Source organism: Pseudoxanthomonas winnipegensis, assembly GCF_030322905.1.
In the GTDB taxonomy this organism is placed as follows: Bacteria; Pseudomonadota; Gammaproteobacteria; order Xanthomonadales; family Xanthomonadaceae; genus Pseudoxanthomonas_A; species Pseudoxanthomonas_A winnipegensis.
This window is the reverse complement of record NZ_CP095475.1, coordinates 1,085,147-1,109,955: the sequence shown is the minus strand read 5'-3', so window position 1 is coordinate 1,109,955 and position 24,809 is coordinate 1,085,147. Positions and strand designations below refer to the sequence as shown.

The 24,809-nt window shown below is 70.2% G+C and carries 19 protein-coding genes; 10 read left to right on the top strand and 9 right to left on the bottom strand.

Translation table 11 applies throughout. From position 1 onward, the window contains the following. Positions 1–41: 41 nt before the first annotated feature. Positions 42–1,148 carry a 4-oxalomesaconate tautomerase gene (locus MWN52_RS04755; protein ID WP_286576850.1) on the bottom strand — a complete coding sequence of 369 codons (1,107 nt, stop codon included), beginning with the start codon at positions 1,146–1,148 and terminating at the stop codon, positions 42–44. 108 nt (positions 1,149–1,256) lie between these two features. Here MWN52_RS04755 and MWN52_RS04750 point away from each other — a divergent pair, with 108 nt between their 5' ends. Beyond that, positions 1,257–2,177, top strand: coding sequence for a LysR family transcriptional regulator (locus MWN52_RS04750; protein WP_130523353.1), 921 nt, complete (start codon positions 1,257–1,259; stop codon positions 2,175–2,177). 754 nt (positions 2,178–2,931) lie between these two features. Here MWN52_RS04750 and MWN52_RS04745 read toward each other — a convergent pair. Beyond that, positions 2,932–5,805 carry a TonB-dependent receptor gene (locus MWN52_RS04745; RefSeq protein ID WP_286576848.1) on the bottom strand — a complete coding sequence of 958 codons (2,874 nt, stop codon included), beginning with the start codon at positions 5,803–5,805 and terminating at the stop codon, positions 2,932–2,934. 142 nt (positions 5,806–5,947) lie between these two features. Between MWN52_RS04745 and agaR the strand changes: the two genes are divergently transcribed. Then, the gene (gene agaR, locus MWN52_RS04740) at positions 5,948–6,730 is read left to right on the top strand and encodes a transcriptional repressor AgaR (RefSeq protein WP_130528826.1); all 783 of its coding nucleotides are present in this window, start codon (positions 5,948–5,950) and stop codon (positions 6,728–6,730) included. A 249-nt stretch (positions 6,731–6,979) separates the two neighbouring features. Here the strand turns inward: agaR and MWN52_RS04735 are convergent, their stop codons facing one another. Beyond that, positions 6,980–8,122, bottom strand: coding sequence for an amidohydrolase family protein (locus MWN52_RS04735; protein ID WP_286576847.1), 1,143 nt, complete (start codon positions 8,120–8,122; stop codon positions 6,980–6,982). A gap of 117 nt (positions 8,123–8,239) precedes the next feature. Here MWN52_RS04735 and MWN52_RS04730 point away from each other — a divergent pair, with 117 nt between their 5' ends. The 6 genes from MWN52_RS04730 to MWN52_RS04705 are packed head-to-tail and all read left to right on the top strand — an operon-like array spanning position 8,240 to position 16,538. Continuing rightward, positions 8,240–10,330 (top strand): glycoside hydrolase family 36 protein, encoded by a 2,091-nt coding sequence (locus MWN52_RS04730; RefSeq protein ID WP_286576846.1) that lies wholly within the window; start codon positions 8,240–8,242, stop codon positions 10,328–10,330. Beyond that, on the top strand, positions 10,327–11,247 hold the full coding sequence (locus MWN52_RS04725) for a DMT family transporter (protein ID WP_286576845.1): 921 nt from the start codon (positions 10,327–10,329) through the stop codon (positions 11,245–11,247). Before MWN52_RS04730 ends, MWN52_RS04725 begins: the two co-directional genes overlap by 4 nt. A gap of 16 nt (positions 11,248–11,263) precedes the next feature. Beyond that, entirely contained in the window at positions 11,264–12,553 is a 1,290-nt protein-coding gene (locus MWN52_RS04720; protein WP_286576844.1) for a D-tagatose-bisphosphate aldolase, class II, non-catalytic subunit, read from the top strand. After that, the gene (locus MWN52_RS04715) at positions 12,534–13,697 is read left to right on the top strand and encodes an SIS domain-containing protein (protein WP_286576843.1); all 1,164 of its coding nucleotides are present in this window, start codon (positions 12,534–12,536) and stop codon (positions 13,695–13,697) included. The genes MWN52_RS04720 and MWN52_RS04715 overlap by 20 nt, the downstream gene beginning before the upstream one ends. Before the next feature lie 5 nt (positions 13,698–13,702). After that, positions 13,703–14,650 (top strand): N-acetylglucosamine kinase, encoded by a 948-nt coding sequence (locus MWN52_RS04710; RefSeq protein ID WP_286576842.1) that lies wholly within the window; start codon positions 13,703–13,705, stop codon positions 14,648–14,650. 43 nt (positions 14,651–14,693) lie between these two features. Further along, complete coding sequence (locus MWN52_RS04705; protein WP_286576841.1) at positions 14,694–16,538, top strand: NPCBM/NEW2 domain-containing protein; 1,845 nt, start codon at positions 14,694–14,696, stop codon at positions 16,536–16,538. A 70-nt stretch (positions 16,539–16,608) separates the two neighbouring features. Here MWN52_RS04705 and MWN52_RS04700 read toward each other — a convergent pair whose 3' ends face one another. Both MWN52_RS04700 and MWN52_RS04695 read right to left on the bottom strand, forming a co-directional pair. Further along, positions 16,609–17,166: a DUF3228 family protein gene (locus tag MWN52_RS04700; protein ID WP_286576840.1), complete on the bottom strand. Its 558-nt coding sequence runs from the start codon at positions 17,164–17,166 to the stop codon at positions 16,609–16,611. 6 nt (positions 17,167–17,172) lie between these two features. Beyond that, positions 17,173–18,096 (bottom strand): M14 family metallopeptidase, encoded by a 924-nt coding sequence (locus tag MWN52_RS04695; RefSeq protein ID WP_130528808.1) that lies wholly within the window; start codon positions 18,094–18,096, stop codon positions 17,173–17,175. Between the two features lie 137 nt (positions 18,097–18,233). Between MWN52_RS04695 and metF the strand changes: the two genes are divergently transcribed. Both metF and MWN52_RS04685 read left to right on the top strand, forming a co-directional pair. Further along, positions 18,234–19,064 carry a methylenetetrahydrofolate reductase [NAD(P)H] gene (metF, locus tag MWN52_RS04690; protein ID WP_286576839.1) on the top strand — a complete coding sequence of 277 codons (831 nt, stop codon included), beginning with the start codon at positions 18,234–18,236 and terminating at the stop codon, positions 19,062–19,064. Between the two features lie 474 nt (positions 19,065–19,538). Next, on the top strand, positions 19,539–20,141 hold the full coding sequence (locus tag MWN52_RS04685) for a hypothetical protein (protein WP_286576838.1): 603 nt from the start codon (positions 19,539–19,541) through the stop codon (positions 20,139–20,141). Between the two features lie 76 nt (positions 20,142–20,217). Here the strand turns inward: MWN52_RS04685 and MWN52_RS04680 are convergent, their stop codons facing one another. The 4 genes from MWN52_RS04680 to MWN52_RS04665 form a co-directional block, all read right to left on the bottom strand. Further along, positions 20,218–21,585, bottom strand: a complete 1,368-nt coding sequence (locus MWN52_RS04680; protein WP_286576837.1) for a sensor histidine kinase — start codon at positions 21,583–21,585, stop codon at positions 20,218–20,220. After that, entirely contained in the window at positions 21,548–22,225 is a 678-nt protein-coding gene (locus MWN52_RS04675; RefSeq protein ID WP_130515758.1) for a response regulator transcription factor, read from the bottom strand. Before MWN52_RS04675 ends, MWN52_RS04680 begins: the two co-directional genes overlap by 38 nt. A gap of 186 nt (positions 22,226–22,411) precedes the next feature. After that, complete coding sequence (gene rimK / locus MWN52_RS04670) at positions 22,412–23,329, bottom strand: 30S ribosomal protein S6--L-glutamate ligase (protein WP_130528802.1); 918 nt, start codon at positions 23,327–23,329, stop codon at positions 22,412–22,414. A gap of 79 nt (positions 23,330–23,408) precedes the next feature. Next, complete coding sequence (locus MWN52_RS04665) at positions 23,409–24,698, bottom strand: hypothetical protein (RefSeq protein WP_286576836.1); 1,290 nt, start codon at positions 24,696–24,698, stop codon at positions 23,409–23,411. Positions 24,699–24,809 lie beyond the last annotated feature (111 nt).

Below are 24,809 nucleotides of genomic sequence, written 5' to 3'. Positions count from 1 at the left end.
GCGATGCGAAACGTGGACCGGGTCGGACCCGGCGAATCAGGTCATGCCGCTGAGGTCCATTCGGCAGCGACGGAAGTGCGTGGCGAGGGGGCGAACACCCGGCCTTCGAACAGGCGCCGCGCGGTCCGCACGACGCTGGCGACGACCGCGTCGCTGCCCGCGGCGCGGCTGAGCCCGACGGCCAGGCTGCCACTGGGATGCTCAAGGGTAATCGTGGTCGGCAGCGGCAGATATCCCACCATGGTGTGGGCCAGCGTGCCTTCGGTGACCACCGCCGTGGCCAGCCCCACCGCACCGGTGATGGCCAGCGCGGTGTGGCACTGATGCGGCATGAAGTAGCGGACCTGCAGGTGGCCGCCATGCTGCGGCGCAGCAAGCAGCACCGGCTTGGGAATCACGCGATCGGCGGCGTCGGCGATGCCCATGCGTCGCCCTGCCTCGACACGGATGGACTCGATCCGGGCCAGCAGCGCGGCATCGGCGTTGAGGCGGGCCGGCGTCTCGTCGCCGCGCAGGCCCAGCGCCTCGGCGCGGATCAGCACCAGCGGCATGGCGCAGTCGACCAGGCTCACCTCGACCTCGTCGATCCACTCGCTGGCGCGCCCGCTCGGCAGCAGCTTGCCGGTGCGCGCGCCGGCGGCGTCCAGGAAGGCCAGCGAGATCGGCGCGGCGGTGCCGGGCGCGCCGGCGATGCGGGCATCGCCCAGGTAGGCCACCTGGCCGTTGGGCGTCTCCACCGTGGCCACGATCACCTTGCCGGTGTTGACGTTGTGGATGCGCACCTGGGTGCGCGGATGCCGCGCCGGCACCAGGCCGCGCTCGATCGCGTATGGCCCCACCGCCGCCAGCATGTTGCCGCAGTTGGGCGCGGTATCGACCACGCGCTGGTCCACGCGCACCTGGGCGAACAGGTAATCGACATCGGCGTCGGCGCGGCTGGCGCGATCGATGATCGCGACCTTGCTGGTCAGCGCGTTGCCGCCGCCGATGCCGTCGATCTGCAGCGGATGGCCCGAGCCCATCACCTCCAGCAGCAGGCGGTCGCGCTCGGCGGCATCGGCAGGCAGGTCCGAGGCGAGGAAGAACGGCCCCTTGGAGGTGCCGCCGCGCATCAGAACACAGGGAACGCTGAGCAGGTCGTTGGACATGGGCGTGGTAGATTCATACCAGTTCCGGATTAATGATCCGGTGTGATGCGATCCTGGCATGGCCACGATTGATCTGTGAATTGCTATTTTTCGGTGGATTGATCCGATATGAGCATGAATTGCGAAATCCTGGACCTGCGCGCCTTCCTGCTGGTGGCCGAGTCGCGCAGCTTCCACCGCGCGGCCGAGACCCTGCACGTCTCACAGCCCGCGCTGAGCCGGCGCATCCAGAAACTCGAGCAGGCGATCGGCTCGCCGCTGCTCGAGCGCACCACGCGCAGCGTCTCCACCACGGCCGTGGGCGAGAACCTGCTGCCGCTGGTGCGGCGCATGCTGGAGGAGTTCGATGGCTCGCTGTTCGCCCAGCGCGGCGATCACGTCGGCCGCCAGATCACCATCGCCTGCCTGCCCACCGCGGCGTTCTACTTCCTGCCCAGCGTGATGGCGCGCTTCCATGCCGAGCACCCCAACGTGCGCTTCCGCATCCTGGACGTGCCGGCCACCGAGGGACTGCAGGCGGTGGAGCGCGGCGAGGTCGAGTTCGGCATCAACTTCATGGGCGCCTCCGATCCCAATCTGAGCTTCGAGGTGCTGGTGGAGGATCCCTTCGTGCTCGCCTGCCGGCGCGATCACCCGCTGGCCAAGAAGCGCAAGATCGCCTGGAGCGACCTGGAGAAGCACCAGCTGATCACCGTGCACCGCACCAGCGGCAACCGCACCCTGCTCGACGGCGCGCTCGCACGCGAGAACCTGAAACTGCGCTGGTTCTACGAGGTCACCCACCTGTCGACCTCGCTGGGCATGGTCGAGGCCGGCATCGGCGTGTCGGTGCTGCCGCGCATGGCCACCCCGCAGGGCGACCACCCGACCCTGGTCACGCGCCCGATCGACAGCCCGGTGGTCTCGCGCACCATCGGCATCGTGCGCCGGAACAACGCGGCGCTCTCGCCGATGGCCGAGCGCTTCCTGCAGATGCTGCAGAAGCAGTGGAAGCCCGGCGCCCGCACGACCGAGCGCACGCGCGGCTAGCGCGGCACGCACGACACCACTGGAAGGGTGCTGCGCCGAGGTGCGGGGGCGCGCGGTCCGATCGATGCGATGAGCGGGGCGAAAAGCCTTCTTCGCCGACCAGCCTCGACCCGGCCGGGCGCGGCTCCTCGGCTCGGTCCGCCATCCTGGCGGACTCGCCGCCGCGGGCCATCCCTGGCCCGCTCTCCGCGCGCCCGGCCGGGTCGAGGCGCTGCGGCGGATGGATCAGGACTTCTTTAGAGCCGAAGGCATCTAGCAAGCGCTCTGCCCCCTCCCTTTCGCCGCAGGCGAAGGGGAGGGCCGGGGTGGGGTGCTTTTGCTCTTCGCTTCGGTGGCTTGCCCGGTAAAGCCCCGACCCCTCCCCATCCCTCCCCTGCGCTGCGCGCAAGGGAGGGGGCTCAAGTCTATAACTTCCCGTAGCTGATCGCGTTGTGCGCCAGAAAGGGGGGCCCGAACAACCGCGCAACCCGAAGCCCTGCGACCTGACGCGCGAGGCAGCGGTCCGGCGGGCGGGGGCCGCGACGAGCGAGGCAGGACGCCGAGCGCCCGAATCAGGGCAGGATGCCCTGATTGAGGGAGAAGCGGCCCTCGCCCGCCGGACCGCTGCCCCTCCGAAGCCAGCACATTACCTCTCCGAAGCCGCAACCCGCCACGCACCAAGCGCTCTCAATCCAGAGAAGCTCCAACAGAAAAAGAAGCACCAACAGAAAAGACCTCTCACGAGGCCTCTTCCATCCACCACAGCGCGCGGCGATCAGAACCGCATCGTCAAGCCCAGGGTCAGGCTGCGGCCGTAGCGGTAGTAGCTGTTGAGCAGCAGCGGGTTGCCGTTGATGCTGGTGGTCTGCTCCTCGTCGAGCAGGTTGTTGCCTTCCAGCGAGACGGTGAACATGTCGTTGATGTTGTAGGTGATGTGCGCGGTCATCCAGGTGATCGGATCGGCCTTCTCGTTGTAGCCGGCGCCCAGCACGTTGACCGCGCTGACGAAGCCATCGGTATGGTCGGCGGTCACGCCCAGGTCCCACGGGCCCTTCTCGTACATCAGGCTGACCGAGTAGACCGACGGCGCGATGCCCTCCAGCGGACGCTTCTCGCCATCGACCCAGCTCTCCGACCAGTTGCGCGTGTACTGCGCGCGGAAGCCCAGGCCGTTGTCCCAGAAGTGCTGCAGGCCCGCCTCGATGCCGTGCACCTTGGCGTAATCGCCGTTGATCGGGCGCATGACGTTGAACAGCGTCGGGCCCGGCGAGACCACATTGCCATTGGCATCGGTGATGCCGCCCACGCCGATGTCCTGCCCGGTCTCCCAGCTGGTCGTGATCTGGTTGTCGATGCGCTTGTAGAACACCGCCAGGTTGGCGATGGAGTGCTCGGCGAAGTACCACTCCAGCGAGGCATCGCCCTGCTTGGCGCTATAGGGCTTCAGGTCGACGTTGCCGCCGTAGACCTGGGTGAACTCGCCCCAGGACACGCTCTGCGTGGTGCTGGTCGGCGCCAGCTGCTCCACCGAGGGCCGCGCCATGGTCTTGGCCGCGCCCAGGCGCAGCTGCAGGTCGTCGCTGAAGTGCCAGACGAAGTTGGCGGCCGGCAACACGTAGGTATAGCTGCCCTTCTGGCTGATGCTGGTGGGATCGGCGTAGGTCGCGGTGTAGTTGAACGCCCCGTTCTCGGTGATGCTGGTGATCTTGGCGTCCCAGGCCTGCGAGGTGGTGTTGGTCGAGACCACGCGCACGCCCACGTTGCCATCCCAGCGATCGCCGGACAGGTCGGCCTGCACATAGAACGAGGCGGTCTTCTCGCTGACGCGGTAGCTCTCCAGCGGGTTCCACGCCGGCGCGGCGTTGCTGTAGTCGTAGGCGCTGCCGTCGGCGCGCGTGCCCTTGTACGCGGCCAGCGCGGCCTCGTAGGCCGGCACGTCGAAGGCGATGAAGCTGCGCGGGAAGCGCGACTTCACCCCGCTCATGAAGTTGGGCAGCGAGTACACCGAGAGCAGATCGCCGCCCAGCGCGCCGACGTTGATCGCGTTGTCGCCGGAATAGTAGTCGGCGCCGCCGGTGAGCGTGTTGGTGATCAGGTCGCGCGACTTGCGGCGATCGGTCAGGCTCACGCCGAACTTCAGATGGTCCACATGCCCGGCGCCGACGAACAGGTCGCCGCCGACCGTGCCGCCGGTGATGCGGTCCTCGATGTTGTCGCCGGCCAGTTCGTTGTAGTGGGTGATGAAGTCGTTGGGGCCGAACTCGCCCTTGGCCAGCCCGCTGGCCCAGTCGCGACCGTCGGTCAGCGAGGTGGTGACGTTGGGGATGCCGGAGGGATTGAGCGAGATGGTGGTGGTGTTGGGCTGGTTGAGGCGCAGCACCACATAGCTGTCCTGGCCGCCGGAATGACGACGCGAGGTGGAGCGGTAGACGTCGCCGGTCACGGTGAAGTCGTCGGTGACCTTCCACTGCGCGTTGGCGCCGTAGAGCGCGGTATCGACCACGCGGTACTCGGTCTTGTTGAGCAGTTCGGGATTGAGGCGCAGCTCCGGATCGGGATTGTCCAGGGTCAGGCCGGTGACAATGCCGTTCTGCACGGTCACGTTCGACCAGCGGCCGGGCGAGAACAGCGGGTAATAGGACTGCTGGTAGCCGACCTGCGGCGAGTCCAGCTTGGTCTTCAGCCCGTCGACGGTCAGCCTGAAGCTGTCGCTGGGCCGCCATTCGAACTTGCCGGAGAAGGCGGTGCGCTTCTTGTTCTCCAGGATCGAGCCGACGCGGAACTGGCCCGGCGCGATCAGGCCATATTCGTCCGGATCCAGCTCGCCGTTGTTGTTGAGATCGATGTTGCCGCCCCAGGCGTTGCCGCCCCAGGAGGGATCGTTCGGATCGGGGTTTCGGGTCCAGCCGCCGTCGTTGCCGGCGGTGTCGGTGCGGTCCTTGCGGCGCGCCGAGACCACGCCCAGGATCACGCCCATGGTGTCGTCGGCGAAGGTGTTGCTGTAGACGCCGGAGAACTTGTGCCCGTTGAGGTCGGACATCTGGTTGCGGTCGCCCTCGATACGCACCACGCCGTGCTGGCCCGGCTGGTCGAACGGGCTGGCCGAGCGCAGATTCACCAGACCGCCGATCGCGCCCTCGGTGTTGGCGGCCTCGGCGCCCTTGATCACGTCGGCGCCGCTGATCACGTCGGCCGGCAGCACGTCGTAGGCGAAGTCGCGGCCTTCGCCGTCGGTGGCCAGGATGCGGCCGTTGAACGTGGTCAGGGTGTACTCCGGCCCCAGGCCGCGCACGCTGACCTTCTGGCCCTCGCCGCCGGCGGTGCGGCTGATCGACACGCCGGTGATGTGGCTGAGCGAATCGGCGACGTTGTTGTCCGGGAACTTGCCCAGCTCAAGCGCGGTGATCGAGTCCTGCACCGTGGACGCGTCGCGCTTGAGATCGTTGGAGCGGGTCAGCGCGGCGCGCACGCCCTTGACCTGGACGGTCTGTAGATCGGTGGCGTCCTGCGCATCGGCCGGCGCGGCCTCCTGCTGGACCTGCGGTCCAGGCGCCGGGGTGGCCTCCTGGGACCAGGCGGTAGCCGGCACCAACAGGGCGAGGGCGATTCCATGACACAGACGGCGGCGCTGCAGAGGGACGGCGTTCACGGCGATCTCCTGGAGAGGAAGGCTGGTGGGGGCCTGGCTGATGAAGCAACGAAACCGAGCCTAAATGATGTTTCGTTTTGTATCAATAGCGAAGTTTAACGAAATGCCCGTATACTCTGGAGCGTTTGCCCCAGGAGTCTCCATGCCGCCCGTCACCCGCGACACCAGCCAGCGCCGCCTGCAGATCAGCGAGCTCGTGCGCCAGCACGGCAGCGTCCAGGTCACCGCACTGGCGAAGCGGTTCGGCGTGAGCATGCAGACCGTCCGCAAGGACCTGCGCTACCTGGAGGAACGCGGCGTCATGGCGCGCGCCTACGGCGGCGCGATCGACAGCAACGTGGTCGGCCACACCGCCACCGAACCGCCTTACGAAACGAAACGCACCGCCCACCTGGACGAAAAGCGCCGCATCGGCGCGCGCGCCGCCGCACTGGTGCAGGCCGGCGACACCATCGCCATCGACTCGGGCACCACCGCGATCCAGCTGGCCGAGGCGCTGCCGGACATCGAGATCACCGTGGTCACCAACGACTTCGGCGTGCTGTCCTCGCTGGCGCCCAAGTCCAGCATCAACATCGTGATGCTGGGCGGCGAGCTGCGCCGCAAGAACATGGCCTTCTACGGCGGCCTGACCGTCGAGGCGCTGGACGCGCTGCACGTGGACAAGCTGTTCCTGGGCGTCGACGGCCTCGACCTGGAACGCGGCATCACCACCCACTACGAGCCCGAGGCCATGCTCAACCGCAAGATGGTCGAGGCCGCGCGCATGGTGGTGGCGATCACCGACAGCTCCAAGTTCGGCAAGGTCTGCCTGCACCGGATCATCCCGGTGTCCGGGCTCAACGCGCTGATCACCGACACCGGCGCGCCGGACGACATCACCAGCGCTTGCCAGGCCCTCGGCGTCGAAGTCGTGCGCGCCTGACCACGGATCAGGTGGGAGCCACTGGCTCCTCGAAAGCCCCCCTGTAGAGCGGAGCTCGCTCCGCTGCTCTGCGTTCGGTTCGCGGGAAAGCCCCCCGCCCCCCGGCGGGCGGTTCGTGGGAAAGCCCCAGCGGACGGTTCTGGGGAAAGCCCCAGCGGAGCGAGCTCCGCTCTACAGGCGGGGCCGTGGCGGAGATGAAGGTCTCACGGTGAACCCGCCACCCCTAGGCAGCGCCACGCGGTCTTCGGACTACCTGGCGGCTACCTGCCGCTCCAAACCGAACTCACGCACCGCATTGGCGTAGTAGATCCTGTCGATCACCGCGCGCGGCAGCGCCAGGCCCGGCACATCGGCCTTGAGCATGTCGATGCGCTGGGATTCGCCCGTCGCCAGGTACTTCCAGTCCGAAGTCCACATCGCGTGCGCCTCGGCGCGGAAGGCGGCCGGGTCGGCATCGGGCGCCTGGGTCAGGTCGGTGCCGTACAGCAGCCGGTCCTGGTAGCGGACGAAGAAGTCGCGCACCTTGGCCGGGTCGCGTAGCGACTGGTACTGCACCTGGCTCATGCGCGCCGCCAGATCGACCGTGGCGTTGGGATGGGTGTCGAGGAACTTGGCCAGCACATCCACGTCGTATTCCAGGCTGGCCATGTGCGCGCCCACGAAACGCAGCTGCGGATGCGCGGCGACGAAGCGGTCGCGCGCGGCCATCAATGCCTCGTGCGAGGGCATCTCCGGATGCAGATACATGTAGTAGTCCGGATGGTGCGCGAAGTACTCGCGATCGTTGTCGGTGGTCATCTGGTCCAGCGGCAGCCAGCAGTTGTACGGCTCGGCCTGGTGCGCGATCAGCGGCACGCCGAGCGACTGGACGTGATCGGCCACCGGCGACAGGCCCGGGTCGTCGAGCGTGATCAGCTCGCCCCTGGCGTTACGCTCGACCATGCCGATGTTCTTCCACACCTTCACCGCGCGGGCGCCTTCGGCGACCGCCGCGTCCAGGCCCTGGTTGGTGCGCGCCAGCCAGCCGGGCGTGCCGAAGCCCTTCATCGTGAAGGACGCCGCCCAATGGAAGCGCTGCGGCTCTTCCTGGGCCAGCGCCAGGGCAACGCGATGCTGCGCCTCAAGCGTGGGGAAGTCCGGGTAGTCGACGTTGATCGATAGCAGTTCGAAGTTGTCCGACCGCGCCAGCTGCAGGAACACCGGATCGGCCCCGTTGGCATGCACATGCGCATCGAACTTGCGCACCCTGGCGTAGTCGTCCATGGCGTAGGTCGCCGGCGGCGCGGCACCAGCCTCGGCGGGCGCGGACACCGCAGGCCGCGTCGAGGGCGAGCAGGCCGCCAATCCCAGCACCGCCACACCGATGAAGAGCCCCTGCTGCTTCCAACGCATCGCACGCCCTCTCCCGGTAACCAAACGAAACTTATAGGAACCATATCGCAACAAAACGCTTGCATCAACGCGCCCTGCGCACGCAGAATGCCCGGCATCGCCACCGGATCAGCCCACATGCCCCCGATTGGACGCCGCACCGCCCTGAAGTTCATCGCTGGCAGCGTGGCCGGCGGCATGACCTGGAGCACCCTGCCCTGGGCGCGCGCCGCGGCTGCCGCACCGGCTACCGGTTCGCAGGCGGGCGATGCGGTGCTGGGCATCGCCTTCGACCAGCGCATGCATACGCGACTGTCGGCCTGGGGCAGGCCGCTGACCGATTGGCAGCCCAGCGAGGTCCTGCTGCTGGGCGGCGATCAGATCGGCGATTTCAACCTGAGCGGCCAGCAGGCCCACGACCTGGACGACCCGCGCCATGGCCGTGGCCGGCAGGTGGTGTTCACCGGCCGCGCCGCGCAGGGCGTGGAGAAGCAGGTCGCCGTGAGCTGGTTCGAGGCCCTGCCCGGCCTGGCCCTGCTGCAGGTGCGCTACCGCAACCTGGGCGATACGCCGCTGAGCGTGACCGGCTGGCGCAGCAGCGCCCACGCGCTGCGCGAGGCGCCGGGCGGCTTCTGGAGTTTCTCCGGGTCCACCCATACCGATCGCCGCGACTGGGTGCAGCCGCTCGGCGAGGACTTCGACCAGCGCAACAGCCTGGCGATGGATTCCTCCGACTACGGCGGCGGCACGCCGGTGGCCAACCTGTGGCGCCGCGATGTCGGCCTGGCGGTCGGCCATGTCGAGCCGGTGCCGCGGCCGCTGGCCATGCCGGTCAAGCGCACCGCGACCGGCGCCTTGATCGCCATCGAGGGCCAGCAGCCGATCACCCTGGCGCCCGGTGCCGAGCTGGTCACCGAACGCACGTTCCTGGCCGTGCATCGCGGCGACTTCTACGCACCGCTGCAGCAGTACCGCCAGTTCATGGCGGCCGAGGGCATCGAAGGCCCGCGTCCGCCGGACTCGGCCTTCGCGCCGATCTGGTGCGCCTGGGGCTACGAGCGCGACTTCACCGTCAAGCAGATCGTCGACACGCTGCCCAAGGCGCAGGCGCTGGGTTTCGAATGGGCGGTGCTGGACGACGGCTGGCAGACCAACGAGGGCGACTGGAAGATCGACCTGAAGAAGTTCCCGCGCGGCGATGCGGACATGCGCGCCTTCACCGCGCAGGTGCGCCAGCACGGCATGCGTCCGCGCCTGTGGCTGGCGCCGCTGGCCGCCGATCCGGGCAGCGATGTGCTGCACGATCACGTCGACATGCTGCTGCTGGACAAGACCGGCGCCTTCCAGACCGTGACCTGGTGGAATGCGCTGACCCAGTGCCCGGCCTATCAACCGGTGATCGACTTCTACGTGGCGCTGGTGAAGAAGATCATCGGCGACTGGGGCTTCGAGGGCATCAAGCTGGACGGCCAGCACCTCAATGCGGTGGCGCCCTGCTACAACCCGGCCCACCGCCACGCCCGGCCGGAGGACTCGGTCGAAGGCCTGGCCAGGTTCTGGCAGGCGATCTACCACGCCGCGCACGAGGCCAATCCCGAGGCGGTGGTGGAACTGTGCCCGTGCGGGACCGCGTTCGCCTTCCACAACCTGCCGGCGACCGACCAGTACCCGGCCTCCGATCCGCTGTCCTCCTGGCAGGTGCGCAGCAAGGGCAAGTCGATCAAGGCGCTGATGGGGCATCGCAGCAGCTATGCCGGCGACCATGTGGAACTGTCGGACCAGCGCGACGACTTCGCCTCGACGGTCGGCATCGGCGCGGTGATCTCCACCAAGTTCACCTGGCCCAGGGACACCGAGCATCCGGCCGAGCCGCTGCCGCCAGGCGGCTTCGTGCTGACGCCCGAGCGCGAGGCGCTGTGGCGCAAGTGGGTCGACCTGTACAAGGCGCACATGCTGCCCAAGGGCGAGTACCTGGGCACGCTCTACGACATCGGCTTCGACCGGCCCGAGGCCCACGTCATCGCCAAGGACGGGGCGCAGTACTACACCTTCTACGCGCCGCGCTTCGACGGGCAGGTGGAACTGCGCGGCCTGGCCGCGGGCCGCTGGAAGGTGCGCGACCTGTTCAATGCACGCGACCTGGGCGTGGTCCAGGGGCCGACGGCGAGGCTGCCGGCGTCGTTCGAGCGCTTCCTGTTCCTGCAGGCCACGCCGGAGACCGCCGCATGAGCGCCACGCTCGCCGCGAGCGCGCCGCGTCGGCGCCCCTGGCTGGCCTATGCGCTGGTCACCGTCGTGCTGTGGGGCGTATGGGGCGCGCTGTCGCCGCTGTCGGCCGCGCACGGGTTCCCCGACACGCTGGTCTATGTGGTGTGGGCGCTGACCATGCTGCCGCCGGCGCTCTACATCCTGTGGCGCGGCGGCTGGCAGCTGGAGCGCTCGCCCAGGGCCGTGGTCTACGGCCTGACCATCGGCCTGCTGGGCGCGGGCGGGCAGATGCTGCTGTTCCATACGCTGACCATCGGGCCCGCGTACTTCGTGTTCCCGATCATCTCGCTCTCGCCGGTGGTGACCATCCTGCTTTCCTTCGTGCTGCTGCGCGAGCGCACCGGCTGGCAGGGCACGCTGGGCATCGTGCTGGCGCTGGTCGCGCTGCCGATGCTGGACCTGTCCTTCGGCCGCGGCGCGGGCGGAGGGCTGGGCTGGTTCGTACAGTCGCTGCTGATCATGCTGGCCTGGGGCGTGCAGGCGTTCTTCATGAAGCTGGCCAACGACAGCGTGCGCGCCGACAGCATCTTCGCCTACATGACCCTCGGCGCGCTGCTGCTGGCGCCGGTGGCGCTGTGGATGACCGACTTCAACCAGCCGATCAACACTGGCCCGAGCGGGCCCTGGCTGGCCGCCGGCATCCAGGTGCTCAACGCCATCGGCGCGCTGACCCTGGTGTTCGCCTTCCGCTACGGCAAGGCGATGGTGGTCGCGCCCTTGAGCAATGCCGGCGCGCCGCTGGTCACCGCCGCGCTGGCGCTGCTGTTCGCCGGCGTGGTGCCCGGCCCGCTCAAGGCCGCCGGCCTGGTGCTGGCCCTGATCGCCTCGCTGCTGCTGGTGCTCGAACCCGAGCGCCCGGCCGACGCTCCTCTTTCCTGATCCGGATCATTCCCCCGTGCAAGTTCTGCTCGACCTCATCGCACGCCACACCTCGGGCCACGCCGTCGGCGTGACCTCGATCTGCTCGGCGCATCCGCTCGTCATCGAAGCCGCGCTGCATCACGCCCAGCGCACCGGACAGGACCTGGTGCTGTTCGAGGCGACCTGCAACCAGGTCAACCAGGACGGCGGCTATACCGGCATGACGCCGGCCGACTTCGTCGCCTTCGTGCACGGCATCGCCCAGTGCGTGGGCTTCGATGCCTCGCGCATCGCGCTGGGCGGCGATCACCTGGGGCCGAACCCGTGGACGACGCTGGAGGCCTCGGCCGCGATGGACAAGGCCGAGGTGATGGTCGCCGCCTACGTCGCGGCGGGCTTCCGCAAGATCCACCTGGACTGCTCGATGGCCTGCGCGGGCGATGCCGAGCCGCTGCCGGAGGCGCAGATCGTGCAGCGCGCCGTGCGCCTGGCGCGTGCGGCCGAGGCCGCCTGGCAGCAGGCCGGCGGCGAGGCCCCGGTCTACGTGATCGGTACCGAGGTCCCGGTCCCCGGCGGCGCCACCGAGGCCATCGAGGGCCTTGCGGTCACCACGCCGGAAGCGGCGCTGGCCACCATCGAGGCCCATCGCGTCGCCTTCGTCGATGCCGGCCTGGAGGCCGCCTGGCGGCGCGTGGTCGCCTCGGTCGTGCAGCCGGGCGTGGAGTTCGACCACCACAGCGTCATCGACTACGCGCCCGACAAGGCCGTGGCGCTGAGCCGGTCGATCACCACCGTGCCGAACATGGTCTTCGAGGCCCACTCCACCGACTACCAGACCCACGATGCGCTGGCCGCGCTGGTGCGCGATCACTTCGCCATCCTCAAGGTAGGCCCGGGCCTGACCTTCGCCCTGCGCGAGGCGCTGTGGGCGCTGGACGCGATCGAGCGCGAGTGGATCGCGCCGGCCCGGCAGGCGCGCCTGCGCGAGGTGGTGCTGCAGCGCCTGCACGCCGAGCCCGGCCACTGGCGCCGCTACTACCACGGCCAGGGCCATGCGCTGGAGATCGACCTGCAGTACAGCCTGTCCGACCGCATCCGCTACTACTGGCCGGATGCGCGGATCGAACAGGCGCGCCTGCAGCTGTTCGACAACCTGCGGCGCGACCCGCCGCCGATCTCGCTGGTCAGCCAGTTCCTTCCCCACGCATTGCACGCCCTCCGCACCGGAACCGCGACGCTCGACCCGCAGTCCCTGGCCATGGCCCACGTCAGTGCCGTTCTCGATGAGTATCACCATGCATGCCATGACCAAGACCGTTCCTGAGTTCCTCGGCGTGCCCGAGGCCGAGCTGGAGGCCAGCCACGCCATCTGGACCGCGCGCGAGATCGCCCAGCAGCCGCGGCTGCTTCGCCGCACCCACGCGCTGATCGCCGACCTGCATGCGCAGCTGCAGGCCTTCGCCGCGCCGATCGCCAACGACCCGGCCGCGCGCGTGATCCTCACCGGCGCGGGCACCTCGGCCTATATCGGCCAGTGCCTGGCGCCGCTGCTGGACCGTGCGCTGGCCGCGCGCGTGGACGCGGTGCCGACCACCGACCTGGTGTGCGCGCCGCAGCTGTATCTGGACCCGGCGCAGCCGCTGCTGCTGATCTCCTTCGGCCGCTCGGGCAATAGCCCGGAGAGCATCGCCGCGGTCGAGCTGGCCGAGTCGCTGGTGCGCGACGTGCGCCATCTGGTGGTGACCTGCAACGCGCAGGGCAAGCTGGCCACCGCGCCGGTCAGGCAGGCGATGACCGTGACGCTGCCGGAAGAGACGCACGACACCAGCTTCGCGATGACCTCCTCCTTCAGCTGCATGATGTACGCCGCCCTGGCCGCGCTGCTGCCGGCCGGCGCGCTGGATGCGCGCATCGCGCCGATCGCGCAGGCGACCGAGGCGGTGATCCAGGACGCGCTGCCGCTGCTGCAGGCCCTGGCCAACGCCCGCCACGACCGCGTCGTGTATCTGGGCAGTGGGCTGTTCCAAGGCCTGGCGCGCGAGGCCACCCTCAAGCTGGGCGAGCTGACCAATGGCGCGGTGGCGACCTGCTACGACTCGCCGCTGGGCTTCCGCCATGGGCCCAAGACCTTCGTCACCGCCAAGACCCTGGTGGTGGTGTTCGTGTCGAACGATCCCTACACCCGCCGCTACGACCACGACCTGATCGACGAACTGCGGCGCGACGGCGTGGCCGCGCGCGTGATCGAGATCTCCGCCCGGCCGCGCAGCGACGATGCCGACACGCTGGCCGTGCCCGGCCTGGCCCAGGCCGCCGACGTGGACCTGCTGTGGCCCTACGTGGCCGCCGCGCAGATCTACGCCTTCCTGCACGCGCGTGCGCGCGGCGTCACGCCGGACAATCCCAACCCGGCCGGCATCGTCAACCGCGTCGTGCAGGGCGTGCGGCTGTACGCGCTGGAATCCTGAGCCCGATGCCTGGACACGCGCTGTATCTGGGCGTCGATGGCGGCGGCACCAAGACGCGCTTCGCGCTGATCGATGCCGCCGGCACGCTGCTGGCGCAGACCCAGCTGGGCACCGCCTACCACCCGCAGGTCGGGCTGGACGGCGTGCGCCGCATCCTGGAGGAAGGCATCGCCACCGTGCTGGCGCCGCTGCAGCGCGGCCGCGAGGACATCGCGCAGGCGTTCTTCGGCCTGCCCGCCTATGGCGAAGACCGCCGCGCCACCGCCGCGCTGGACCTCATCCCCGGCCAGGTGCTTGGCCACCAGCGCTACGCCTGCGACAACGACATGGTGTGCGGCTGGGCCGGCTCGCTGGCCTGCGCCGATGGCATCAACATCATCGCGGGCACCGGCTCGATGGGCTATGGACGGCGCGGCGCGGCCGCGGCGCGCGCCGGCGGCTGGGGCGAGGCGTTCGGCGACGAAGGGTCGGCCCACTGGATCGCCACGCAGGGGCTCAACGCCTTCTCGCGCATGAGCGATGGCCGCCTGCCGCGCGGGCCCCTGCACGCGATCCTGCGCGCGCACTTCGACCTGGACGACGACCTGGACCTGTGCGCGCATGTCTATGGCGAGGGCGTCGGCACGCGCGGCGACATCGCCCGCCTGTCCGTGCAGGTGGCGCAGGCCGCCGACGCGGGCGATGCGGTGGCGATCGGGATCTTCCAGCAGGCCGGCGAGGAACTGGCGCGGATCGCGCAGGCGCTGCGCGCGCTGCTCGGCTTCGAACCCGGCGAGCCGGTGCCGCTGTCCTACTCCGGCGGCGCCTTCAGTGCCGGCGCGCTGCTGATGCAGCCGTTTCAGACGGCGCTGGCCCGGTGGAGCGAGGACTTCGTCCTGCGCACGCCGATCCATCCCCCGCACTACGGCGCGGCGCTCTACGCGCTGCAGCTGGCCGGCGCGGCGCCGCGCTGACCACCCCGCCGCAGTCCGCCGGCCCCGCACAAGGAATGAAGCGATGAATCGACGGCTGCTGGCCTCCCTGCTCGCGCTGTGCGCCTTGCCCGCCGCGGCCGGCCAGCCCAGCGATGCGCTGCAGCCGAGCGGGCGCTTCAGCGTCTACGGACACGGCGCGGCGGCCACGCCGCCGATGGGCTTCAACCCCTGGAACGCGTTCCGCACCGAGGTCGATCAGGCGCGCATCCTGTCGGTGGTCGACGCCCTGCAGCAGCGCGGCCTGCAGCAGGCCGGCTATCGCTACGTCAACCTCGACGATGGCTGGTGGCTGCGACGCGACGCGCAAGGGCGCATCGAAATCCGCACGAGCATGTTCCCCATCGCCAGGCAGGCCGACGGCGGCACCGGCTTCCGCGCCTGGACCGACCTGCTGCACGCGCGTGGCTTCAAGGCCGGGCTGTATACCGATGCCGGCCGCAACGCGTGCTCGCAGGCCTTCGACCGGCACAGCCCCAACCTGCCGGTCGGCAGCGTGGCGCAGCGCGAGATCGGGCTGCAGGGCTTCGAGGCCTCGGACCTGAAGACGATGTTCCAGGACTGGGGCTTCGACTATCTGAAGGTCGATGCCTGCGGGTTGGCGGACTTCGGCGCCGACAGCGAGCCGGTGCGGCAGAGCGGCCATCGCCCGCTGCGGCCGCTGATCGTGCGCGGCGACGCGCAGCGCACCGATGCCGACGCGGTGGAGACGCGCTACGCCCGCATCGGGCGGCTGCTGGCCGACCTCAATCCGGACGACGATTTCGTGCTGTCGATCTGCCCCTGGGGCGAGGCCGGCGTGCGCGACTGGGGCGGCGCGCACGGCAACCTGTGGCGCACCAGTCCGGATATCGAGCCCACCTGGGCCAGCATGCTGCACAACTTCGATTCGGCGTCGCGTCGCGAGCTCTACGCCGGCCCCGGCCGCTGGAACGACCCGGACATGCTGGCGATCGGGCTGGGCGAGTTCGACGCGCAGCATCTGGCGCAGGCGCGCACGCATTTCTCGCTGTGGGCGATGCTGTCGGCGCCGCTGCTGCTGGGCTTCGATCTGCGCAGCGCGCCGCAGCCGCTGATCGATCTGCTGTCCAATCCCGAGGTGATCGCGATCGACCAGGACCCGGCCGGCAATCAGGCGGTGCTGGTCTCCGATACCGATGGGCTGCAGCTGCTGGTCAAGCCGCTGGCGGCACGCGGCGAACGCGCGGTGCTGCTGTTCAACCGCGGCGATGCGCCGGCCACGGCGCAGGTCACGCCGGCGCAGATGAAGCTGGCCGAGGCCGGCTTCAGCGCGCGCGATCTGTGGCAGCGCAAGGATCTGACGCAGACGCGCGGCAGCCTGCGGTTCGCGCTCGCCCCACGCGAGGTCGTGCTGCTCAAGGTCAGCGGCACGCCGGTGCAGGCCGGCGGCGCCCTGCTCAGCGAGCTGACCGCGCGCGTCCATGTGGCCGCAGATGGCCTGCCGCTCTACAGCACGCGGTTCGACCAGCCGGCCGGCACGCCCCGCGCCGACCTCACCCCCGACGGCGCGACGCTGCGCGTGGCCGGCAGGGCTTATCCATATGGCATCGGCGCCCACGCCGACTCGCGCCTGGAAGTCGCCACGCGCGGAGATTTCGTACGCTTCCGCGCGCGGGTCGGACCGCAGGACGACGCGGCGCCGGTGCGAGACCGTGTCGTGTTCCGCGTCTACGGCGACGGCCGGCTGCTGCACGCCACCGCGCCGCTGGGCGCGCATCAGGCGGCCACGCTCGACCTGCCGATCGACGGCGTACGCACGCTGGAGCTGGTGGCCGAGGCGCAGGACACCTCCGCAGGCGCCCTGCCGCCGGTGATCGCCTGGGCCGACGCGCGGCTGCTCGAACGCTAGCGCGTCGCTGATCATCCCGAGGCGCTTCCCGCTTGGTCTGCCGCCTGAGAACGCATGGTCTTGAGGCGCCTCAAGGCCTCCAGTTCGCGTTGCGCTCCCAGAACGCCACCGCGCGCCGATACGCCTCGCGGTCCAGCGGCACGCCGGAACCGCCCTCCTCCACGCCCAGCGCGTTGCGCAGCATGGTGATCGGAGCCATCGGGATCTCCTCCGGCGCGGCGGTGTACAGGCAGCCGACCACGCCCCAGTCCGCGTCGATGGCCTCGCCTTCCCTGGCCAGCTGCGCGCGGCTGTAGAGGATCGGCAGCAGGTACTCGGCGCGCGGGGCCTGCACGCCTTCGAACCAGCGCACCAGCACCGGCAGTTCGGCCGAGGTGCGCGCCTCGTAGGCCGAACGCAGCAGATGCCGGTTGTCGGCGGTGATCGGCATGGTCAGGCAGCGGGTCGAGGTCCAGTTGCGGTGCACATGCAGCTTGCAGAACGGCGCGTAGCCGTCGAGCACGCGCAGCGGCGTATGGGCGTTGAGATAGGCCTCGAAGCCTTCCGCGGTGCAGTCCTGGATGGTGTTGCCGCGCGGCGTGCGCGGGAACAGCCGGGCACGCGCGAACGGGGTCAGCACGATCGACATCGCGCCTCAGCCCCGCTGCGCCAGCGCGTAGTCGATCGCCGCGCGGATCGCCGCCACCTGCGCGTCGTTGCACTGCTGCGGCGTGGCGCGCGGGCTGTCGGGATAGACCTCGGTGGTGGTGCGATAGGGCGCGTCGGTGATGCCGGCGCACAGCCCCAGGGCCTTGCAGTCGTATTCGATCACGCCCGGGGCGACCGCCGGCGAGCCGATCAGCGTGCCGTCCGGATCGGCCGGCGCGATGTGGGTCACCTTGGCCACCGCGGCGTTGACCGCCTGCTGGAAGGCCGGCGCCGGCGCGGCGCTGTCGGCGCACAGATAGAAGCCGTCGGGGATCGTGCCCGGCACATAGGGCTTGCCGTCGCGCGCGGCCAGCGCCGGGCGGAACTCGGTCTCGTCGCTGTCGGTGGTCTCGTGCAGGTCGATGTGCATCACGATGCCGGCGCGCAGCGGCGCGATCAGCGCCAGCAGGGCGGCCGATTCGGCGGCCGGGCTGTGCGCGCGGAAGTTGCGGTTGGGGTCGAGCGCGTCGGGGTTCCAGCGGTGGATGCGCTCGTAGCCCCACGGGCTCACGCACGGCACCACCAGCAGGTTGGCGCGGCCGGCGTAGGCGGCGGCGTGGTGTTCGAGAAACTGCAGCGCGCCCTGCACGCCGCTGGTCTCGTAGCCGTGCACGCCGCCGGTGACCAGCATGGTCGGCAGCGCCGGGTCCCACGGGCGGCTGCGCACGGCGAACAGGTCGTACTGGTCCGCGTCGTAGTCCAGATGGCCGTACGGCACGACGTCGAAGCGCGCACGCAGCGGTTCGATCCGGGCCAGCACCTCGTCGGCATAGCCGCGCTTGCGGGTCTGGGCGGCGCGCCACTGCGCCTTCTCGGCCGCGCCCCAGGGGCGGCCTGGCGTGCCGATGGAAAGGGACGTGGACACGGTCATGCAGCGACACCCTGGCAGCGGAAGGAGGCGCGGGACTTTAGCACCCGCCCGCCGCCCGGCCGGCCGCATCGGGTGCCCTCCATGCATCCATCGCGATGAAGCGATAAGATGCCGCACCCGCCGCCCAACGCCCCGCCATGACGCCGATCAGCTTCGAGTTCTACCCGCCCAAGACCGATGAGCAGCGGGCCCAGCTGAATCGCACCGCCGAGCGGCTGGCGCGCTACGCGCCGGAGTACGTCTCGTGCACCTTCGGCGCCGGCGGCTCGACCCTGAGCTATACCTCAGAGACGGTGCGCCACCTCAAGCAGCACCACGGCTTCGACGCCGCCCCGCACCTGTCCTGCGTGGGCGGCAGCCGCGAGGAGATCCGCGAGCTGCTCAAGCTCTACCGCGCCATCGGCTGCAAGCGCATCGTCGCGCTGCGCGGCGACCTGCCCTCCGGCATGGGCCATGCGGGCGATCTGCGTTATGCCTCCGAGTTGATCGCCTTCATCCGCGCCGAGCACGGCGATGCGTTCCAGCTGGAAGTCGGCGCCTATCCGGAAACCCATCCGCAGGCCAGCGACGCGCTGGCGGACCTGAAGCACTTCAAGGCCAAGGTCGACGCCGGCGCCGATGCGGCCATCACCCAGTACTTCTACAACGCCGATGCCTATTTCGGCTTCGTCGAGGCGGTGCGCAGGCTGGGCGTGGAGATCCCGATCATTCCCGGGATCATGCCGATCGCCAACTTCGCCCAGCTGCGGCGCTTCTCCGAACAGTGCGGCGCGGAGATCCCGCGCTGGATCGCCAAGCGCATGGCGGCCTACGGCGACGACGCGGCGGCGGTGAAGGACTTCGGCGCCGACGTGGTCGCCCAGCTGTGCCAGCGCCTGATCGACGGCGGCGCGCCGTCGCTGCACTTCTACACGCTCAATCTGGCCAAGCCCACGCAGACGGTGCTGCAGCGGCTGGGGATTCGCTAGGGACGCGCGGTTGGGCATTTTCTAGAAGCGCAGTGCTCCCGCGGAAGCGCGGGCTGGAGTGTTTGGCCTTCGCGGGGAAGTCGCTGGGTTCCCGCGTTCGCGGGAACGACGAGGGAGGTTTCGCCGCTGCGTGCGGTGCGCGCCGTAAACCTGGCCGCTCGCCCGAACCCACGCGCTCACCGGAAAGCGCCACCGGATGCGCGCGCCAACCCCCAAAGCTCGTCATCCCCGCGAACGCGGGGATCCAGGGACGTTCGGACAGGCCGCGCAACGTCCATGGGTTCCCGCGTTCGCGGGAACGACGGTAGGGGTTTTGCAGCGGCTTCCGGTCTTCTGTTCTTCGGTGCCTTGGCAGTCCTCTGGCCCGCGGCGGTGGTGGCTTCACGGGTTAGGCCCATCGCCGGCATGCCGGCTCTTACCGGATCGCGTCATGGACTTCAGCTTGGCTGGGGTAGGCTGCGCCCCTTCATGCGCATGCCCGCCCCGCTCCTGCTGCTGACTCTGGCCCTCGCGCTGACCGCGCTGGCGTGGTCGCCTGCGGCGCGGACCCAGGCGATCCATCGCTGCACCGACGCCAGCGGCGTGAGCGTGTTCACCGATCGCCGCTGCGAGGATCTGGGCGCGGCCAGCCGCGTGCCGCGCCCGCTGCCGACCATCGCCGGCGAGGCCGGCGACGCGCCGGCGCGCACCCACCTGGGCTGCCCGCGCAAGCTGTCCGACCTGGTCCAGCGCATCGGCGCGGCCATCGCCGCCAAGGACGCCAACGACCTGGCCGCGCTGTACCAGTGGAACGGCATCTCCGACGCGTCGGCCAATCGCCTGCTCGACCGCATGGAGGGCATCGTGCGCCGGCCCCTGCTGGACATCACCCCGGTGCTGCCGGCGCCCGACCCGGTGGTCGAGGCCGACGGCACCATCACCGACGCCAACACCGATGGCTTCTATCCGCAGGCCACCCCGCCGCAGCGCCGGCGCCCGGTCGGCCTGCGCCTGCAGCAGACGCTGTCCAACGGCACGCCCACCTCGACGGTACTGGGCATCCGCCGCAACTACGACTGTTTCTGGATCTCGCTCTGACCCATCATGCCCGCGGGTGCGGGCCTCCATGGTCGGAGGTGCCGCGAACGGCTCAGGAGCGTCTTGGTCGCGGCCCTCAGGCCGGATGGAACCGCAGCGTGGCCACCACGCCGCGCTCGGCACCAGGCCGCACGCTGACCTGCCAGCCGTAGAGATCGCACAGGCGGCTGACGATGGACAGGCCGATGCCGCCGCCCTGTGAGTGCCCGGCGTGCGTACCGCGATAGCCGCGGTCGAACAGCCGCGCCGCGTCCTCCTCGCTCAGGCCGGGGCCGGAGTCGATGACCTCGACCGCATCATTAAGCACGCGCACCCGCACCGTGCCCTCCTGGGTGTACTTGACCGCATTGCCGACCAGATTGCCCAGCGCCACCGACAGCGCCGCCTCGGGCGCATCGATGACCAGGTCCTGGTTGCCTTCCAGCATCAGCTCCAGCGGCTTGCCGCCGATCTGCGCGCGGTGCGAATCCAGCAGCTGATCGGCGACCTTGGCCACATTGCTGGTGCCCTGCCCGCGCTCGTTGCGCGAGAGCAGCAGCAGCGAGCCGATCAGGTCCGAGCACGCCTGCTCGGCGCGCTGGATGCGCAGCAGGCGCGCCTGGATCTTGGGCTCCAGGTCGGGCTTGCCCAGCAGCAGCTCGGTCGCGCCGCGGATCACCGCCAGCGGCGTGCGCAACTCGTGGCTGACGTCGGCGTTGAACTCGCGATCGCGCTGCACGACCTCGGTCAGGCGGTTGGAATAGTCGTCCAGCGCGCGCGCCAGTTCGCCTACCTCGTCTTCGGGGAACAGCGGCCCCAGCTGGGTGGGGTTGCTGCTGCCGCGGTAGGCGCGCAGGCGATTGGCCAGCTCGGACACCGGGCTCATCACCCGCGAGGCCGCCCACCAGCCGATCAGCAGCGAGACCAGCGTGAACAGCAGCACCGTGGCATACAGCGTGCGCTTGAACTGCACCTCGCCCAGCGCGACCTGGCCCATGTCGTAGGCGATGAAGAACCAGGCATTGGGAGTCTTGCGCACGCCGACCTTGTAGGCGAAGGGCTTGCCATCCGGATCGGTGCCCGACATGGGGTGGATGCCGTCGTCGAGTTTTTCCCACTCGGGGAAATCGCGCCGCAGGCTGTCCAGCTTGTCCGGGCGATAGACGAAGCCCTTCATCTGCTGGACCGGGATGTCCAGGTTGCGCCCGCCGCTGGCCACATAGCTGCGCCAGGACGCTTCCATGTTGCGGTTCATCACGTCCTCGACCAGCTGGTTCTCCACGCGCTGGCGGGCCAGGATCGAGGCATAGGCGAACAGCACCGTCAGGCACAGGCCCAGCAGGGCGAAGGACCAGACGATGCGGGTGCGCAGCCGCCGGCGGAACTTACGCGCCCGCGTCGCGGCCGGCCGCGCGGACGCGTGGCCCTCAGGCTTCGGGAGCGGCGATGCGGTAACCGATGCCATGGCGGGTCTGGATGAGCGGGACTTCGAACGGCTTGTCGACCACCGCACGCAGACCGTGGATGTGCACGCGCAGCGAGTCCGAGTCCGGCAGCTCCTCGCCCCACACGCGCGTCTCCAGCTCCTGGCGGGTGACCACCGCCGGCGAGGCCTCCATCAGCGCCTGCAGGATCTTCAGCGCGGTCGGGTTGAGCTGCAGCAGCTTGCCCTGGCGGCGCACTTCCAGCGTGTCCAGGTTGTATTCCAGGTCGCCCACGTCCAGCACGCGGGTCTGCACGCCCTTGCCGCGGCGCGAGAGCGCGTTGAGGCGCACTTCCACTTCCTGCAGGGCGAAGGGCTTGATCAGGTAGTCGTCGGCGCCGGAGTCGAAGCCGGCCAGCTTGTTGTCCAGGCTGTCGCGGGCGGTGAGCATCAGCACCGGGGTCTGCTTACGCGCTTCGTTGCGCAGCTTGCGGCAGACCTCCAGTCCATCCATGCCCGGCAGGTTGAGGTCGAGCACGATGGCGTCGAAGTCGTGGACCACGGCCAGGTGCAGGCCGGTGACGCCGTCGGCGGCGAAATCCACGGTGTGGCCGCGATCTTCGAGGTAATCGCCCAGATTGGCGGCGATATCGCTGTTGTCTTCGATGACGAGGATGCGCATGTCAGCAGGTCTCCTGCGGCCGGGCGGCCGGGACGGCGCCAGCACGGCGCATCGGGAATGGGAAAGTCATGGGGATCCTTGGGTTGTTCCTGTGCGGGCCAAGCCGCAGCGGGCCGGCCTGTTCAGCCTTCCGCGCGGGACGGGGCGATTCTGTCACACCGTCGGTGAGGCTCCATGCATGGCCGTTCACGTTCGGCTGGCGGGGCGGCGTGCGAGGGAGGCTGGGCGTTGGACCGCGGCGGCGGCCACCAGTTCCACCACCGCCCCGGCGATGTCCACCCCGGACACCTGCTCGATGCCTTCCAGGCCCGGCGTGGAGTTGACCTCCAGCACCAGCGGGCCGCGCGCCGAGCGGATCAGGTCCACGCCGGCCACGCCCAGGCCCAGCACCTGGGCCGCGCGCACGGCCACGGCCGCCTCTTCGTCGCTGGCGATCGCCGGAAACGCCTCGCCGCCACGATGCAGGTTGGAACGGAAGTCGCCCTCCGGCGCCTGCCGGCGCATCGCCGCCACCACCCGGTCGCCGACCACGAAGCAGCGCAGGTCCGCGCCCTTGGCCTCCTCGACGAACTCCTGCACCACGAAGCTGGCGTACAGCCCGCGCAGCGCCTCGATCACCGAACGCGAGGCCGAGGGCTTCTCGGTCAGCATCACCCCGGCGCCCTGTGCGCCCTCGTTGAGCTTGATCACGTGCGGCGGCGGGCCCAGCAGCGCCAGCAGGTCGGCGGTGTCGTCCGGGTTGTCGCCGAACACCGTGGCCGGCAGGTCGATGCCGTGGGCGGCCAGCAGCTGGTGAGCACGCAGCTTGTCGCGCGCGCGCAGGATCGCATCGGAGCTGTTGGGCGTGTGGCAGCCCATCAGCTCGAACTGGCGCAGCACCGCGGTGGCGTAGCGGGTGACCGAGGCGCCGATGCGCGGAATCACCGCGTCGAAACCGGACAGGGTGGCGCCCTTGTAGCGCAGGTCGAAGCGGCCGCGGTCGATGCGCATGTAGCAGCGCAGCGGATCGAGCACGCGCACGGTGTGGCCGCGCTGGCGTCCGGCTTCGACCAGGCGCTTGGTCGAATACAGCCGCGTGTTGCGGGAGAGGATCGCCAGTTTCATGCGGCTGCGGGCCGGGGTCGAAAACGGCGCACAGCATGACACGGCGCCGTGACCGCTCATGCGCGCGCCGCCGCGGCCCTCAGTCGACGGTGCAGTCGACCGTGAAGGTCAGCGCGCCGCCCACCGGCAAGGTCTGCAGCTGCAGGCCGGTGTTGGACTGCAGTGCGGCCAGCAGCGAGGCATCGCTGCCGGTCGGGCAGATCGCGCCGCCGCTGGCGTCGCCGCAGCGGGCCGCGGTGCAGGTCAGGCCCGCCGCGGCCGGATCGCGGAGCACCGCGCCATCGGCCGCGACCGGCCCCGCATTACTGACCACGATCCGGTAGCTGGTCGCCTCGCCACGGGTCAGCGTGTCGCCGGCCTGGTCGTTGGGACCGGACGACGGTGTATTGGTCTTGGTCACGCTCAGCTCGGCGCGCAGCGAATAGCACACCCGCACCGATCCGTTGCGCCCGCTGCCGCCGCCGTCGGCGCCGGCCACGCGTGTGGGCGAAGTCGCGGCGGCTGCGACATAGGAGCCTCCGCCGCCCGGGTAAGCCGACTCGGGGCCACCGCCGCCGCCGGAGTATCCGCCGCCGCCGCCGCTCTCGCGATCGTCCGCGCCACCGCCGCCGCACACGCCCCAGCCGCCGGACGCGCCGATGCGATCGCCGGCCATCGGTTCGCCCGTGCCGCCGGCGCCGCCTGACGCACCGTTGATCGAACACTGGCCGCCACCGGCCGGGCCCTGGTGCGCGCCGACGAAGGTCACGCCCTGCCCGGGGCTGTTGAATCCACCGCCACCGCCGCCGCCGTCGCCCGTCTGGCAACTGGTGCTGCCGTCGGCGGCGACCTCGCCGAACTGACCGCCGGCGCCATTGACCCCGCCCAGCCCGCCGGCCGCGCAGTCGCCGCCGGCCGGCGAGCCGCCGTTGCCGCCATCCAGGCCCGCGCGACCGCCGCCGCCATTGCCGGTGTTGTCGTCGCCACCGCCCGCGCCGGCGATCAGCGCCAGCGTGCCGTTGAGATACGCGCCCGAGGCGCCGCCGCCACCGGACTCCTGGTCGTTGGCGCCAGGCGGCGCCTGGCCCGCCAGCAGCGTGATCACATCGCCCGGCGCGACCGCGAACGTGCCCTCGACCCGCGCGCCGGCACCGCCCTGATACGGGTTGGGCGTGCGCTCGCCGCCGTCGGCGCCGACGGCGATCAGACGCACCGAGGTCACCCGCGCCGGCACGGTGAACGTGGCGGGCGCATTGCCCGTGTAGGCATACAGGCGGGTCTGCTCGAGACCGGCCGGGCAGCTGGTGACTTCCTGGGCCTGGGCCGAGGCCAGGGCCGCGAGCAGCGCCAGGCCGAGCACTACACGGACGAACACGAACGAAGACTTCATCGAACCTGGGGACCTTGCTCAATCACGGGAAATGCCCGATCGCGATGGGAAGCGCGAAGCAAGGCCGCTGACGGAAGCACCCCGCCCGGACGGGCGGGGCGCAGCGTGATC

Bases quoted from the DNA above. Each gene is read 5' to 3' on its own strand.
- MWN52_RS04755 (WP_286576850.1), bottom strand. From the start codon at position 1,148: ATGTCCAACGACCTGCTCAGCGTTCCCTGTGTTCTGATGCGCGGCGGC.
- MWN52_RS04750 (WP_130523353.1), top strand. From the start codon at position 1,257: ATGAGCATGAATTGCGAAATCCTGGACCTGCGCGCCTTCCTGCTGGTG.
- agaR (WP_130528826.1), top strand. From the start codon at position 5,948: ATGCCGCCCGTCACCCGCGACACCAGCCAGCGCCGCCTGCAGATCAGC.
- MWN52_RS04735 (WP_286576847.1), bottom strand. From the start codon at position 8,122: ATGCGTTGGAAGCAGCAGGGGCTCTTCATCGGTGTGGCGGTGCTGGGA.
- MWN52_RS04730 (WP_286576846.1), top strand. From the start codon at position 8,240: ATGCCCCCGATTGGACGCCGCACCGCCCTGAAGTTCATCGCTGGCAGC.
- MWN52_RS04725 (WP_286576845.1), top strand. From the start codon at position 10,327: ATGAGCGCCACGCTCGCCGCGAGCGCGCCGCGTCGGCGCCCCTGGCTG.
- MWN52_RS04715 (WP_286576843.1), top strand. From the start codon at position 12,534: ATGACCAAGACCGTTCCTGAGTTCCTCGGCGTGCCCGAGGCCGAGCTG.
- MWN52_RS04710 (WP_286576842.1), top strand. From the start codon at position 13,703: ATGCCTGGACACGCGCTGTATCTGGGCGTCGATGGCGGCGGCACCAAG.
- MWN52_RS04705 (WP_286576841.1), top strand. From the start codon at position 14,694: ATGAATCGACGGCTGCTGGCCTCCCTGCTCGCGCTGTGCGCCTTGCCC.
- MWN52_RS04700 (WP_286576840.1), bottom strand. From the start codon at position 17,166: ATGTCGATCGTGCTGACCCCGTTCGCGCGTGCCCGGCTGTTCCCGCGC.
- MWN52_RS04695 (WP_130528808.1), bottom strand. From the start codon at position 18,096: ATGACCGTGTCCACGTCCCTTTCCATCGGCACGCCAGGCCGCCCCTGG.
- metF (WP_286576839.1), top strand. From the start codon at position 18,234: ATGACGCCGATCAGCTTCGAGTTCTACCCGCCCAAGACCGATGAGCAG.
- MWN52_RS04685 (WP_286576838.1), top strand. From the start codon at position 19,539: ATGCCCGCCCCGCTCCTGCTGCTGACTCTGGCCCTCGCGCTGACCGCG.
- MWN52_RS04680 (WP_286576837.1), bottom strand. From the start codon at position 21,585: ATGGCATCGGTTACCGCATCGCCGCTCCCGAAGCCTGAGGGCCACGCG.
- MWN52_RS04675 (WP_130515758.1), bottom strand. From the start codon at position 22,225: ATGCGCATCCTCGTCATCGAAGACAACAGCGATATCGCCGCCAATCTG.
- rimK (WP_130528802.1), bottom strand. From the start codon at position 23,329: ATGAAACTGGCGATCCTCTCCCGCAACACGCGGCTGTATTCGACCAAG.
- MWN52_RS04665 (WP_286576836.1), bottom strand. From the start codon at position 24,698: ATGAAGTCTTCGTTCGTGTTCGTCCGTGTAGTGCTCGGCCTGGCGCTG.